This window comes from Nocardia sp. NPDC003269 (assembly GCF_042888005.1).
In the GTDB taxonomy this organism is placed as follows: Bacteria; Actinomycetota; Actinomycetes; order Mycobacteriales; family Mycobacteriaceae; genus Nocardia.
In genome coordinates, this window is record NZ_JBIAPA010000002.1 from 928855 (window position 1) to 941964 (window position 13110).

Annotated in this window: 13 protein-coding genes; 10 read left to right on the top strand and 3 right to left on the bottom strand. The window is 70.4% G+C overall.

Annotated features, from left to right (window positions below):
• Nucleotides 1–33 precede the first annotated feature (33 nt).
• Together frr and ACFYWJ_RS14700 are read left to right on the top strand one after the other, a co-directional pair.
• Nucleotides 34–591: a ribosome recycling factor gene (gene frr / locus ACFYWJ_RS14695; protein WP_030202900.1), complete on the top strand. Its 558-nt coding sequence runs from the start codon at nucleotides 34–36 to the stop codon at nucleotides 589–591.
• 50 nt (nucleotides 592–641) lie between these two features.
• Nucleotides 642–1598 (top strand): phosphatidate cytidylyltransferase, encoded by a 957-nt coding sequence (locus tag ACFYWJ_RS14700; RefSeq protein ID WP_355280547.1) that lies wholly within the window; start codon nucleotides 642–644, stop codon nucleotides 1596–1598.
• Nucleotides 1599–1601: 3 nt separating this feature from the next.
• On the opposite strand, the gene ACFYWJ_RS14705 is transcribed toward ACFYWJ_RS14700, so the two are convergent.
• Nucleotides 1602–1973 carry a lipopolysaccharide assembly protein LapA domain-containing protein gene (locus ACFYWJ_RS14705; protein WP_355280549.1) on the bottom strand — a complete coding sequence of 124 codons (372 nt, stop codon included), beginning with the start codon at nucleotides 1971–1973 and terminating at the stop codon, nucleotides 1602–1604.
• Nucleotides 1974–2086: 113 nt separating this feature from the next.
• Between ACFYWJ_RS14705 and rlmN the strand changes: the two genes are divergently transcribed.
• Nucleotides 2087–3196, top strand: coding sequence for a 23S rRNA (adenine(2503)-C(2))-methyltransferase RlmN (rlmN, locus tag ACFYWJ_RS14710; RefSeq protein WP_355280551.1), 1110 nt, complete (start codon nucleotides 2087–2089; stop codon nucleotides 3194–3196).
• A gap of 1 nt (nucleotide 3197) precedes the next feature.
• Here the strand turns inward: rlmN and ACFYWJ_RS14715 are convergent, their stop codons facing one another.
• Nucleotides 3198–4001, bottom strand: coding sequence for a transglutaminase family protein (locus ACFYWJ_RS14715; RefSeq protein WP_355280553.1), 804 nt, complete (start codon nucleotides 3999–4001; stop codon nucleotides 3198–3200).
• A 184-nt stretch (nucleotides 4002–4185) separates the two neighbouring features.
• Between ACFYWJ_RS14715 and ACFYWJ_RS14720 the strand changes: the two genes are divergently transcribed.
• From ACFYWJ_RS14720 to ACFYWJ_RS14740, 5 genes are all read left to right on the top strand, one after another.
• Nucleotides 4186–4608, top strand: a complete 423-nt coding sequence (locus ACFYWJ_RS14720; protein WP_355280554.1) for an uL11 family ribosomal protein — start codon at nucleotides 4186–4188, stop codon at nucleotides 4606–4608.
• Between the two features lie 140 nt (nucleotides 4609–4748).
• Complete coding sequence (locus tag ACFYWJ_RS14725) at nucleotides 4749–6344, top strand: serine/threonine-protein kinase (RefSeq protein ID WP_355280556.1); 1596 nt, start codon at nucleotides 4749–4751, stop codon at nucleotides 6342–6344.
• Between the two features lie 159 nt (nucleotides 6345–6503).
• Nucleotides 6504–8030: a serine/threonine-protein kinase gene (locus ACFYWJ_RS14730; protein WP_387163156.1), complete on the top strand. Its 1527-nt coding sequence runs from the start codon at nucleotides 6504–6506 to the stop codon at nucleotides 8028–8030.
• 89 nt (nucleotides 8031–8119) lie between these two features.
• Complete coding sequence (locus ACFYWJ_RS14735) at nucleotides 8120–9256, top strand: protein kinase (protein ID WP_387163153.1); 1137 nt, start codon at nucleotides 8120–8122, stop codon at nucleotides 9254–9256.
• A 43-nt stretch (nucleotides 9257–9299) separates the two neighbouring features.
• Complete coding sequence (locus ACFYWJ_RS14740; protein WP_355280559.1) at nucleotides 9300–10262, top strand: LysR substrate-binding domain-containing protein; 963 nt, start codon at nucleotides 9300–9302, stop codon at nucleotides 10260–10262.
• Between the two features lie 69 nt (nucleotides 10263–10331).
• Here the strand turns inward: ACFYWJ_RS14740 and ACFYWJ_RS14745 are convergent, their stop codons facing one another.
• Entirely contained in the window at nucleotides 10332–10601 is a 270-nt protein-coding gene (locus tag ACFYWJ_RS14745; RefSeq protein ID WP_355280560.1) for a DUF2631 domain-containing protein, read from the bottom strand.
• A gap of 95 nt (nucleotides 10602–10696) precedes the next feature.
• On the opposite strand from ACFYWJ_RS14745, the gene dxr reads away from it, so the two are divergent.
• Together dxr and ACFYWJ_RS14755 are read left to right on the top strand one after the other, a co-directional pair.
• Nucleotides 10697–11878: a 1-deoxy-D-xylulose-5-phosphate reductoisomerase gene (gene dxr, locus ACFYWJ_RS14750; protein WP_355280561.1), complete on the top strand. Its 1182-nt coding sequence runs from the start codon at nucleotides 10697–10699 to the stop codon at nucleotides 11876–11878.
• A 27-nt stretch (nucleotides 11879–11905) separates the two neighbouring features.
• Nucleotides 11906–13102, top strand: coding sequence for a M50 family metallopeptidase (locus ACFYWJ_RS14755; RefSeq protein ID WP_355280563.1), 1197 nt, complete (start codon nucleotides 11906–11908; stop codon nucleotides 13100–13102).
• Nucleotides 13103–13110 lie beyond the last annotated feature (8 nt).

The window sequence follows — 13110 nt, forward strand, 5'->3', positions numbered from 1 at the left end:
GATGACGATGACGACGCTGTGGAGGAACCGGTCGTGATTGATGAAGCGCTCTTCGATGCCGAGGAGAAGATGGAGAAGGCCGTCTCGGTGGCGAAGGACGACCTCGGAACCATCCGCACCGGCCGCGCCAACCCGGGCATGTTCGCCCGCGTCGTGGTCGACTACTACGGTTCGCTGACGCCGATCACCCAGATGTCGAGCATCACCGTGCCGGAGCCGCGCATGGTGGTGATCAAGCCCTACGAGCAGAGCCAGCTCGGCCCGATCGAGAACGCGATCCGCAACTCCGACCTGGGCGTGAACCCGACCAACAACGGTGACATCCTGCGCATCACGGTGCCGCAGCTCACCGAGGAGCGGCGCCGCGAGATGGTCAAGATGGCCAAGGGCAAGGGCGAGGACGCCAAGGTCTCGATTCGCAACGTCCGTCGCAAGGCGATGGACGAACTGGGCCGGATCCAGAAGGATGGCGAGGCGGGTGAGGACGAGGTCGGGCGCGCCGAGAAGGAGCTCGACAAGACCACCGCCAAGTACGTGGGCCAGATCGATGAGCTGGTCAAGCACAAGGAAGCCGAACTGCTCGAGGTCTGAGCGCAGATCTCGCCAGTCCCGCTCGTGCGGGGGATGAACGGAACGACGAGTTGAGCGACGGGACAATCGTGGCCGAAGACGCCGCCGCCACCGGAGCGGCACCGGAGCCGACGCCGGACCAGGTCGAGGAGACCGGCGCGGCGCCGCAGACACCGGACGACCAGGCGCCTGCCGAGCCGCAGGCGCCCGCGTCGCGCGCGGGGCGCAATCTGCCCGCGGCACTCGCGGTCGGGTTGGGGCTCGGTCTGTCGCTCATCGCGATCCTGCTGTTCGTCCCCAAGGTGTTCATCGGGGTGGTGGGCGCGGCGGTCGCCGTCGCGACCTGGGAGGTCGCCAAGCGGCTGCGGGAGGCCGACGTCCTGGTCCCGCGGATCCCGCTGCTGGTCGGCGGCCAGGCGGTGTTCTGGCTGGGCTGGCCGTGGGGTGCGCAGGGCGTGGTCGGCGCGTTCGCCGCGACGGCGCTGGTCTGCATGGTGTGGCGGCTGTTCGACCACGGGTTGAGCACCGCGCCCAAGAACTTCCTGCGCGACACCGCGATCACGCTGTTCACGCTCACCTGGATCCCGCTGCTGGCCGCGTTCTCGACGCTGCTGCTGCTCGAACCCGACGGCAACCTGCGGGTGCTGACGTTCATGATCCTGGTCGTCTGCTCCGATGTCGGCGGTTACGTCGCCGGCGTGCTGTTCGGCAGGCATCCGATGGTGCCCGCGATCAGCCCGAAGAAGTCGTGGGAAGGGTTCTGCGGGTCGCTGGTGTTCAGCGTGATCGGTGGTCTGCTGACCGTCACGCTGCTGCTCGAGGCGAACTCGATGATCGGTGTCGTCCTCGGCATCGGCCTGGTGGTGGTGGCCACCTGCGGCGACCTGATCGAGTCGCAGATCAAGCGCGAACTCGGCATCAAGGACATGGGCACGATGCTGCCCGGCCACGGCGGCATCATGGACCGCCTCGACTCGATGCTGCCCTCGGCGTTCGTGTCCTGGCTGGTGCTCAGCGCGCTGCTCTGAGCCTCAGGGCTTCTTGGCGGCGTGGCGCAGCTGCAGGATCCGCACCCCACCGACCAGTCCCATCACCAGCGCGCCCGCGATCACCGACAGCAGCACGGTGATGCCCAGCGGCAGCGAGAAGTCCCAGAACAGCAGGTTCACCTGGGCCTGGTCGAGGTTCTGGATGATGAAGATCAGCAGCACGATGCCGATGATCGCGGCCGCGAGCAGGCCGATCCAGGCGTAGCCGGTGCGCGAACCGTGCACCCCGGGCGGGGTGGCGCGCTTGGCCGGGGCCTGCTTGTCCTTGCGGTGCTGGGTCCCGGTCGGCTCGCTGGTCGGCGCGGCGGGCTCGTGTTCAGCCGGTGACGCACCCGGTTCGGCGTTGGTGGACATGGTTCGATCATGGCCGACAGCTATCACCGGTGCACGCATCTTCTCGATAACGGCGTTCGGCGTGGCGGCCCGGCGACCGGGCCCGCCACCTCGTTTGGGACAATGGTGGAATTATGGCCACCTCCCTGCCCCTCGTGTTCGATGCCCCGCGTCGCGGTCTGCCGCCGCGCCACCTCGCCGACCTCGACGCGGACGAGCGCAAGGTCGCGGTGCAGGAGCTGGGACTGCCGAAGTTCCGCGCCGACCAGCTGGCCCGCCAGTACTACGGCAGGCTGCAGGCCGACCCGGCGCTGATGACCGATCTGCCCGCCGACGTGCGCGAGAAGGTCGGCGAGACGCTGTTCCCGCCGCTGCTGTCGGTGGTCCGCCACCTCGCCTGCGACGAGGGCGACACCCGCAAGACGCTCTGGCGCGCCCACGACGGCACCCTGCTGGAGAGCGTGCTCATGCGCTACCCCGACCGCAACACGCTGTGCATCTCCAGCCAGGCGGGCTGCGGCATGGCGTGCCCGTTCTGCGCGACCGGCCAGGCCGGGCTCAACCGCAACCTCTCGACCGCGGAGATCGTCGACCAGGTGCGGGCCGCGGCCGCGGCGCTGCGCGACGGTGAGGTGCACGGCGGCCCTGGCCGGCTGTCCAACATCGTGTTCATGGGGATGGGCGAGCCCCTCGCGAACTACAAGCGGGTGGTGAACGCGGTCCGCCGCATCACCTCGCCCGCGCCCGACGGTCTCGGTATCTCGCAGCGCTCGGTGACGGTGTCGACCGTCGGCCTGGCGCCCGCGATCCGCAAGCTGGCCGACGAGGACATGTCGGTGCGGCTCGCGGTGTCGCTGCACACCCCCGACGACGAGCTGCGCGACACCCTGGTGCCGGTGAACAACCGCTGGTCGATCGCCGAGGTGCTCGACGCGGCCCGCTACTACGCCGACAAGTCCGGTCGCCGGGTGTCGATCGAGTACGCGTTGATCCGCGACGTCAACGATCAGCCGTGGCGGGCGGACCTGCTCGGCAAGAAGCTGCACAAGGCACTGGGCCCGCTGGTGCACGTGAACCTGATCCCGCTCAACCCGACGCCGGGCAGCGAGTGGGATGCCAGCCCGAAGCCGGTCGAGAAGGAGTTCGTGCGCCGGGTGATCGCCCAGGGCGTCTCCTGCACGGTGCGTGACACCCGCGGTCAGGAGATCGCCGCGGCCTGCGGTCAGCTCGCCGCCGAGGGCTGAGCTACTCGATGACGTACGGCTGCGTGAAGTCGTCGTAGGGGAGCGGCCCGTCGACGAAGGCGTTCACCGTCAGTGTGTTGAGGGTGATGTCGCCGCCGTGGTTGTCCAGGAAGGCGATGTCGGAGGCGTCGCGGCCGGTGGCGATGCGGACAAGGCTGGGGCGCGGGGCCAGGCAGGTGGGGTCGAGCGTGTGCCACCTGCCGTCGACGTAGGCCTCGGCGACGGCGTGGAAGTCCATCGGCACGCACCCGGGGGCGTAGACGGCGGCCACCCGGGCCGGGATGCCGACCGCGCGCAACAGCGCGACGACCAGGTGGGAGAAGTCGCGGCAGACGCCGGTGCCCGACAGCAGGGTCTCGACCGCGCCGTCGATCGGGGCGCTGCTGCCGGAGACGTAGGAGATCCGCCTGCCCACCCACGCCGCCACCCGCGCGGGCATCCCCGGATCGACGATGCCGTAACCGAATTCGGCGGCGGCGTAACCGAGTAGCTTGTCCGACTCGGCGTAGCGGCTCGGCCGCCGGTACAGCGCGATCTCGTAGTCGGTGGCCGGTGCGGGGGTCGCGGTGCCGAACACCGTCGCCTGGTAGTCCAGCCGGAGCGTGCCCGCCTTGGCGTCGAGCACGTGCAGCCGGGAATGGTGCGGGCCGATGACCTCGCGCGGGGTGACGAACTCGCCGTCGAGTACGCAGGTCATGGACTCGATCAGGTCGAGGCCCGGCTGGCGGGCGACGGCGATCTGCCACTGCAGCACCGCGTCGGCGTGGACCGTGATCTCCATGCTCGCGGACACATCACGCTTCACGGCTCCAGCCTGACAGGCCGGGGCGCGCGGGGCGACTCGAACACGGGCGTCCGTCGGTCGCGAAGTCACAACGGATGGGTGTCGGCGGCTGGCGCGCCGCGCATCCGCCGCCGCCCGATCGCGTTGCGGCCCAGGCGTTACCGGCGCGGGACCGGATCGAGGCCCGCGTCCGAGATCGTTGACTATGGCGCGCGGAACAGCCTCTGTCACAGTCACTCTCGAACTCGAGGCGGGCAATGCCTCCCTCATGGTTCTCGGCAAGATGCTCGGTCCCACCGGTATCCCGCCGTTCGAAGTCAAACGCCGCTACGACGCGGCGACGGCCGATCAGCGCGGGGAGATCATCCCCGCCGTCATCACGATCGATGCCCGGAAACGCTGGACCATGCGGCTCAAGACGCCGCCGACCGCCTCGCTCATCCGCAAGGCCCTCGGCAAGCCGGGCTCACCCCGCCCCGGCCACAAGCCGGTGGGCGCGCTGTCGCGGGAACAGTTGCGGCGCATCGCCATCCGCAAACTGCCCGATCTGAACACGACCGACGTGGAGGCCGCGATGCGGATCGTGGCGGGCACCGCCCGGTCGATGGGCGTGCGGATCGAGGAGTGAGCCGGGCGGCGAGCTCGGTCCCGCCCGGCGATCGACGGCCGCCGCGGCACGATGTCCGCTGCCGCGCGGTCAGGCGTTAGGTTGGTGGTGGCCGACCGGTGGGATGCGCAGCGGCGGCCGGGACCGGACCAGGGGGAACCATGCTTGCGACGGGCGACGTCTTCGCCGGCTACGCGATCGAACGTCGACTCGGGCGCGGCGGGATGGGGTCGGTGTATCTGGCCCGGCATCCGCGTCTGCCCCGGCAGATCGCACTCAAGGTGCTGAATCCGGAGTTGTTCGCCGACACCGAGATCCGTGCGCGCTTCGAACGGGAAGCCGACCTGGCGGCACAGCTGGAGCACCCGCAGATCGTCACGGTGTACGACCGCGGTGTCGACGACGGGCGGCTGTGGATCAGCATGCAGTTCGTCGACGGGGTCGACGCCGCGACCATCGACCACCCCGTGCCCGTCGACCGGGCCCTGCACATCGTCGAGGGCACCGCGGCAGCACTGGACCACGCGCACCGCAACGGTGTCCTGCATCGCGACGTGAAACCGGCCAACATCCTGCTGGCCGCGGGGGAGGGCCGGGAGCGGGTGCTGCTCACCGACTTCGGCATCGCCCGGCCCCGGGATGACGCGCACCACCTCACCAGGACCGGCACCTTCACCGCGACGCTGGCCTATGCCTCGCCCGAGCAGCTGACCGGCGCCCATCTCGACCATCGCTCCGACCAGTACTCGCTGGCCTGCACGCTGTACTCGCTGCTCACCGGGGTGGCGCCGTTCGAGGCGACCAATCCGGTCCAGGTCATCCAGGGTCACCTCCAGTCGCCGCCGCCGTCGTCGCGCGCGTACCGGCCCGATCTGCCCGTCGCGCTGGATGCCGTGCTGGCTCGCGCGCTGGCCAAGCGTCCCGCCGATCGCTTCGACTCGTGTGCGGAGTTCGCGGCCGCCGCGCGCCGTGCGGTGCAGGGGACCGGTGCGCAGCCGACCGTGTTCGCCGGGCAGCCCCTGCCGGTCGGGATCCAGGGGAATCCGATCGGGCACGTCACGCCGCCGCGTCCGGCTCCGGGTTACCCCCAGCGCCCGCCCGGCGGTCCGCGCCCGCAGGGTCGGGCTCCTGTCCCGCCGCCGCGCCGCCGTACGGGCAGGCTGGTCGCGGCCGTGATCGTCGGTGCGCTCGTCCTCGGCGGGGGGATCTGGGCCTGGCAGGACGACACCGGGATCATCGCGCAGCAGCTCGAACGGTCGGTTGGGCACCGCGATCTGAGGGCGATGTCGGCCGCGTTTCCCGGCATGCTGCCGCCGTCCTCGGACAAGAACGACGGATACGGCGGCACGTACTGCAAGGGCGCGCCGGTGTGGAAGTCGTTCTACACGATCGACAAAGGCGGGCTGCGGAACTTCAACGACTGGCAGGCCCGGTGGGAATGCCTGGACCCGGACGACGACGCCCTCGCCTACCGCATCTACAGTTTCGCCACCGTCGAGGCCGCCCGGTCGGCGGTGAGCGGCTTCGTCGCGGAATCGACCGACCGCGGAACCGTCACCATCGGCACCCGGCAGAACCACCGGCTCTTCTCCACCGACGAATACAACGGCGAACGGGCCACGATTCTCACGAGTTTCACCGATCCGGATCGCGCCAGGTTCGTGCTGCTCGCCATGCCGCAGATGCGCGGTGCCAAGGGCGACAACCAGCGATGGCTCGACGATCTGGAGGCGCGGTTGGCCAAGGCACCGCTCTGACCGGGTCGCCGGGCGCCGCGCTGGCCCGCCGCGCTGAATCCGGGTTTTGGTAGGGTCCTCACGCGTCGGACGACGCGGGAGATGCGGGGGCAATCAGTGATTTCCGACGGGACGGTTTTCGCCGGATACACCATCGAACGTCAACTCGGCCGTGGCGGAATGGGATCGGTGTATCTGGCCCGGCACCCGCGTCTGCCCCGGCAGACCGCGCTCAAGCTGCTGAACCCGGAGTTGTTCGCCGACAACGAGATCCGTGCCCGGTTCGAGCGGGAAGCGGATCTGGCCGCGCAGCTGGAGCATCCGAACATCGTCACGGTCTACGACCGGGGTGTCGACGACGGGCGGCTGTGGATCAGCATGCAGTTCGTCGACGGGGTCGACGCGGCGACCATCGCGCATCCGGTGCCCGTCGAGCGGGCGCTACGCATCGTCGAGGGCACGGCGGCGGCGCTCGATCACGCGCACCGCAACGGGGTGCTCCATCGCGACGTGAAGCCCGCCAATATCCTGCTGGCCGACTCCGACGGCCGGGAGCGGGTGCTGCTCACCGACTTCGGCATCGCCCGGCCCCGCGACGACGTGCACCACCTGACGCAGACCGGCACCTTCACCGCCACCCTCGCGTACGCCTCGCCCGAGCAGCTGACCGGCGCCCACCTGGATCACCGCTCCGACCAGTACTCGCTGGCCTGCACGCTGTACTCGCTGCTCACCGGGGTGGCACCGTTCGAGGCGACCAATCCGGTACTGGTCATCCAGGGGCATCTGCAATCGCCGCCGCCGTCGCTGCGGGCGCACCGACCCGATCTGCCTGCCGCGCTGGATGCCGTGCTGGCTCGCGCGCTGGCCAAGCGGCCTGCCGATCGCTTCGACTCGTGTGCGGAATTCGCCGCGGCCGCGCGTCGCGCGCTAAGTGGCACCGGTGCGCAGCCGACTGTGTTCGCGGGGCAGTCGATGCCGCAGTATCCGCAGGCGCGTCCACAGCTGCCGCATCCCGCTGTGCCGCAGCCTTATCCGGGGTACGGGCAGCCACCCGCGCGGCCCTATCCCGGTCGTCCGGTCCCGCCGCCGCGCCGCAACTGGACGCCGGTGGTCCTGCTCGCGGTGCTGGCGCTGATCCTCGGCGCGACGTACTGGGTGTGGCAGGACGACAGTTCCCCGCTGGCCGATGCCATGCACCGCTCCGCCGGTCACAAGGACATGGACGCGCTGCACGCCGCCTTCCCGCAGATGCTGCCCGACGGGTACGACAGCGGGCGGGTGCTCGGGGACCGGCTGTGCTCGGGCCGGTTGGAGCCGTCGAAGTACGGCGAGGAATGGATGAAGACCTTCAACGGCTACCAGGCGAAATGGGACTGCGCCGACAACTTCGTCGGTGACACGCACTACGCCTTCTTCACCTATCCCACCGCCGCGGCCGCCGCCGATGTCGTCGCTCGGTTCCGGCAGCAGACGAAGGACCACGGTCAGGCGACGAGCGGCACCCGCACCGACGACCGGCGGGAGCGGACCAGCGGCGGCCAGTACGTCGGTTCCGCCGTGGTCTCGACGTTCTCCGACCCCGCGCGGGCGCGCTGGGTGCTGCTGTTCTACCGCGGCTCCGACGACACGCCCTTCGCGGGCAACACGGTGGAGCAGAACATGCCGGTCCTGATCTCCGACGTCGCGGGCTTCCCGCTGGGCTGAGTCCGGCCCCGCGCGACCCCCGCACCGGGGCGAACGGTGTTTGGTAGGGTCCACTCCCGTCGGACGACGAGCGAGATTCGGGGGTCAGAGTGGTTTCTGACGGGACGGTATTCGCCGGATACACGATCGACCGGCAGCTGGGCCGCGGCGGGATGGGGTCGGTGTATCTGGCCAGGCATCCCCGGCTGCCGCGCTGGACCGCGCTCAAGCTGCTGAATCAGGAGCTGTACTCCGACAAGGAGATCAGGGCCAGGTTCGAGCGGGAAGCCGATCTGGTCGCCCAGCTCGACCACCCCAACATCGTGACCGTCTTCGACCGGGGCGTCGAGGGCGATCAGCTGTGGATCAGCATGCAGTACATCGACGGGGTCGACGCGTCCACGCTGGATCCACGGTCGCTGCCGCCGGACCGGGCGGTGCAGATCATCGGCGAGACCGCCGCGGCGCTCGACTACGCGCATCGCGCCGGCGTCCTGCACCGGGATGTGAAGCCCGCCAATATCCTTCTCGCCCGATCCAACAGCCAGGAGCGGGTGTACCTCACCGATTTCGGGATCGCCCGGCTGCGTGACGATTCCGGCCACCTCACCGAGACGGGGTCGTTCACCGCGACGCTCGCCTACGCCGCGCCCGAACAGCTCACCGGCGTCCCGCTCGATCACCGCGCCGACCAGTACTCGCTGGCCTGCACCCTGTATTCGCTGCTGACCGGCACCGCGCCGTACGAGGCGCCCAGCCCGGCCGCCGTAATCACCGGGCATCTGCAGGCACCGCCGCCGCCGGTCAGCCCGCGCCGGGCCGGGCTGCCGCCGGTGCTCGACGCCGTGATGGCCCGCGCGCTCGCCAAACGGCCCGCCGACCGGTTCTCCTCCTGCGAGGAATTCGTCGACGCCGTGCAGCGGGCGCTGCGCTCCGGGACCGGCGCCACGCCGACGGCACGACCCACCTCGGGGGCGCATCCGCAGCCGTTCGTCGGGATGGCGCCGATGACGCCGGTGCACGGGCCGGGTGCGCCGTACCCGGTGAACCGCCCGCCGGTGCCCCCGTATCAGCCGGTCGCGCCGCGGCCGGTCGCGCCGCAGGGGTGGCAGCGGCCGGTGCCGCCGCCGACGCCGTATCCCGCGCCGTCGCGCAGCGGGTGGGGCTCGGTGCTGACCACGTTCCTGATCCTGATCGCCGTCGTCGGGTCGATCATCGCCGTGCTGTGGGTGCTGTCGAACCTGTGATCAGTGGTCGGGGCTGCCCGGCGGGTGCCATATTCTGGTCAGAATGAGCGACTTCGACGTCACCGCCGCCGACTCCATCGACCTCGCCCGGCTGCGTCGCTTCGTCGCGGTCGCCGAGGAACTGCACTTCGCCAGGGCCGCGAAGGGTCTGCGGATCTCCCGGCAGAGCCTCAGCGCGACCGTCATCGAGCTGGAGGGCGAGCTCGGCACCAGGGTGTTCGTCCCCGGCGCGTCGCCCACCCAGCTGACCGAGGACGGCGCCGCGCTGCTGCACCACGCCAGGGCGCTGATCAGCGCGCGGGAGCAGGCCGAGCGGGAGCAGAAGCCGGACGCGCCCGCGAGCCTGCGGGTCGGGTTCGTGCCGGGTGTCACCGTGTCGAAGTGGGCGCGGATCTGGAGTGACCGGCTGCCGGACCATCCGCTCGAGGTCGTCGGGGTCGCCCAGGGCGAGCAGGAGAGCGCGCTGCGCGAGGGCCGGATCGACCTGTGCTTCGTCCGGCTGCCGATCGACCGCACCGCGATGAACGCCATTCCGCTGTGGCGGGAGACGCCGGTCGCGGTCGTGCAGAAGGACGACGCGCTCTCGCTGCTGGACACGATCACCCCCGCCGACCTGGCCGAGGAGCGGCTCCAGGACGGCGCCGATCTCGATCAGGCCGCCGACACCCTGGCGCTGGTCGCCGCGGTCGGCGGCGCGACGATCATGCCGCAGTCGATCGCCCGGCTGCACCACCGGCGCGACCTGGTCTACCGGCCGATCAGCGACACCGAGTTCACCGAGATCGCGCTGGCCTGGCCCGCGGGCACCGACAGCGAACTGCTCGAGGAATTCGTCGGGATCGTGCGCGGCCGATCGGCGAACAGCTCGCGCGGCGCGGTCGCGGCGGAGCCGCAGCGGCGGGCGCCCGAGCCCGCCCGCAAGAGCACCGCGAAGAAGCAGGCGGCCAAGCAGCAGCCCGCCCGTCAGGGCAAGGGCCGCAAGACCGGCGCGCGCCGCGGCCGCTGACACCGCACACACGACAACGCCTGCGGCGCGAGAAGGTCGCTGCCGCAGGCGTTGTCGAAGAAGCCGGGATTACCGAGGGATGCGCTGGGTGAGCGAGTCGACGACCAGGATCACCGCGATCAGGCCGGCCAGGCCGATGAGGAAGATGTCCTCGACGTGGCCCTGGTGGTTGCCGACGGTCATGCCGAGCAGGATCACCACGACGACCCAGGCCGCGATGCGGAAGGTCTTGCGCGACTCACCGCTCCAGCCCCACGCGGCCGAGGGCACTTCGGCGGGATCGACGCTGGTGGCGACGGCGCGCTCGGTGCTGACTGATTCGAGGTCCGTGGCGGCCACGATCGCTCCTTAGGGCTCGAGTTCTGGTTGGGCGAGTGAGCATATCGTGGCATACGACCGTCCGTCGTAGCCAGCAGCCCTGCCACAATGGGGCCGTGTCCCACCCAGCAACGCGTGCCGCACACGGCCAGTCCACGTCCACCGATCGGGTGAAGGTCCTGCTCCTGGGCAGTACCGGATCGATCGGTACCCAGGCGCTCGAGGTGATCGCCGCCAACCCCGACCGGTTCGAGGTGGTCGGTCTCGCCGCGCGCGGCGGCAATCAGGCGCTGCTCGCCGAGCAGATGGTCGCCGTCGGCACCCGCAATGTCGCCGTCGCCGACCCGGCCGCCGCCGCGGCGCTCGACCTCGAGCTCGGCGGTCCCGACGCGGCGACCGAACTGGTGCGCCGCACCGAGGCCGACGTCGTGCTCAACGCGCTGGTCGGTTCGCTGGGCCTCGGCCCGACCCTGGCCACCCTGGAAGCGGGCACCCGGCTCGCCCTGGCCAACAAGGAATCCCTGGTCGCCGGAGGGTCGCTGGTGACGCGCGCGGCCGCGCCCGGTCAGATCGTCCCGGTCGACTCCGAGCACTCCGCCCTCGCGCAGTGCCTGCGCGGCGGCCGCGCCGACGAGGTCGCGCGGCTGGTGCTCACCGCCTCCGGCGGGCCGTTCCGCGGCTGGACCGCGGAGATGCTCGAATCGGTCAACCCCAGCGAGGCGAAGACCCATCCGACCTGGTCGATGGGGCCGATGAACACCCTGAACTCGGCGTCGCTGGTGAACAAGGGCCTGGAACTGATCGAGACCCACCTGCTGTTCGGCGTACCTTACGACCGCATCGATGTCACCGTGCACCCGCAGTCGATCGTGCACTCGATGGTCACCTTCACCGACGGCTCCACCCTCGCCCAGGCCAGCCCGCCGGACATGAAGCTGCCCATCGCGCTGGCCCTGGGCTGGCCCGACCGGGTCCCCGGCGCGGCGGCCGCGTGTGACTTCGGTACCGCGTCGACGTGGACCTTCGAACCGGTCGACGACGTGGTCTTCCCTGCCGTGCGCCTGGCCAGGCAGGCCGGTGAGGCGGGCGGCAGCGTCACCGCCGTCTACAACGCCGCCAACGAGGTCGCGGTGCAGGCCTTCCTCGACGGCAAGATCACCTTCCCGGCGATCGTGCGCACCGTCACACAGGCGGTAGAGGCCGCCGATCGCTGGCAGGCGGAACCCGATACCCTGGACGACGTCCTCGGAGCCGACCGCTGGGCACGGCAGTACGCCGCGGAAATCATCGCGTCCTGATACGACGCGAAACGACTCAGGAGCCAGATGGTATTCGCGCTGGGGTTCGCACTGTTCGCCCTCGGTATCACGATCTCGATCGCGCTGCACGAATGCGGGCACATGTGGGCGGCGCAGGCCACCGGCATGAAGGTGCGCCGGTACTTCATCGGCTTCGGGCCCAAGGTCTTCTCCTTCCGGCGCGGTGAGACCGAATACGGCCTCAAGGCGCTGCCGCTGGGCGGTTTCTGCGATATCGCGGGCATGACGGCACTCGACGAACTGGAACCCGAGGACGTCGAGCGGGCGATGTACCGCCAGTCGACCTGGAAGCGCCTGGTCGTGATGTTCGGCGGCATCGCGATGAACTTCCTGCTCGGCTTTGTCCTGCTGGTGATCCTGGCCGTCGGCTGGGGTCTGCCCCAGCTCGAACAGCCCCCGGCCACCGCGCTGGGCTCGATGAGCTGTGTCGCCCAGCAGAATCCCGATCAGACGATGCAGCAGTGCGCCGGCGACGGTCCCGCGCAGCGCGCCGGGCTGCGGCGCGGCGACGTGGTGACAGCGGTCAACGGCGTGCCGGTGACCACCTGGGCGCAGTTCCAGGCCGAGACGCAGAAGCAGACCGGCCCGTTCACCTACACGATCGAGCGCGACGGCACGACGCTGACCGTGCCGGTGACGCCGGAGCGCACCGTGCGCTACCCGAAGGAGGGCCCGAGCCGGGAGGTGAGCGCGGTCGGCGTCGGCCCCGACTTCGCCGAGCCCCAGCAGTACGGCCCGATCGCGGCGATCCCGGCGACCATCTCGTTCACCGGTGACTTCTTCATCGAGACGGTGAAGTCGCTGGCGAAGATGCCGCAGAAGGTGACCGCGCTGTGGGAGGCGGTCACCGGCGGTGAGCGCGACCCGGAGACCCCGGTCAGCGTCTACGGCGCCAGCCGGATCGGCGGCGAGACCGCCGAGCGCGGCCTGTGGGGCATGTTCATCATGGTGCTGGCCAGCCTGAACTTCTTCCTCGGCGCGTTCAACCTGCTGCCGCTGCTGCCCCTGGACGGCGGGCACATCGCGGTGGTGCTCTACGAGAAGATCCGGGACACCATCCGGTCCTGGCGTGGCAAGGCCCCGGCCGGACCGGTGGACTACCTGAAGCTGCTCCCTGTGACGTATGTGGCGGTTGTTATCGGTGGTGCGTTCATGCTGTTGACGCTGGCCGCCGACATCGTCAATCCGATCCGGCTGCCCTGATCGCTACG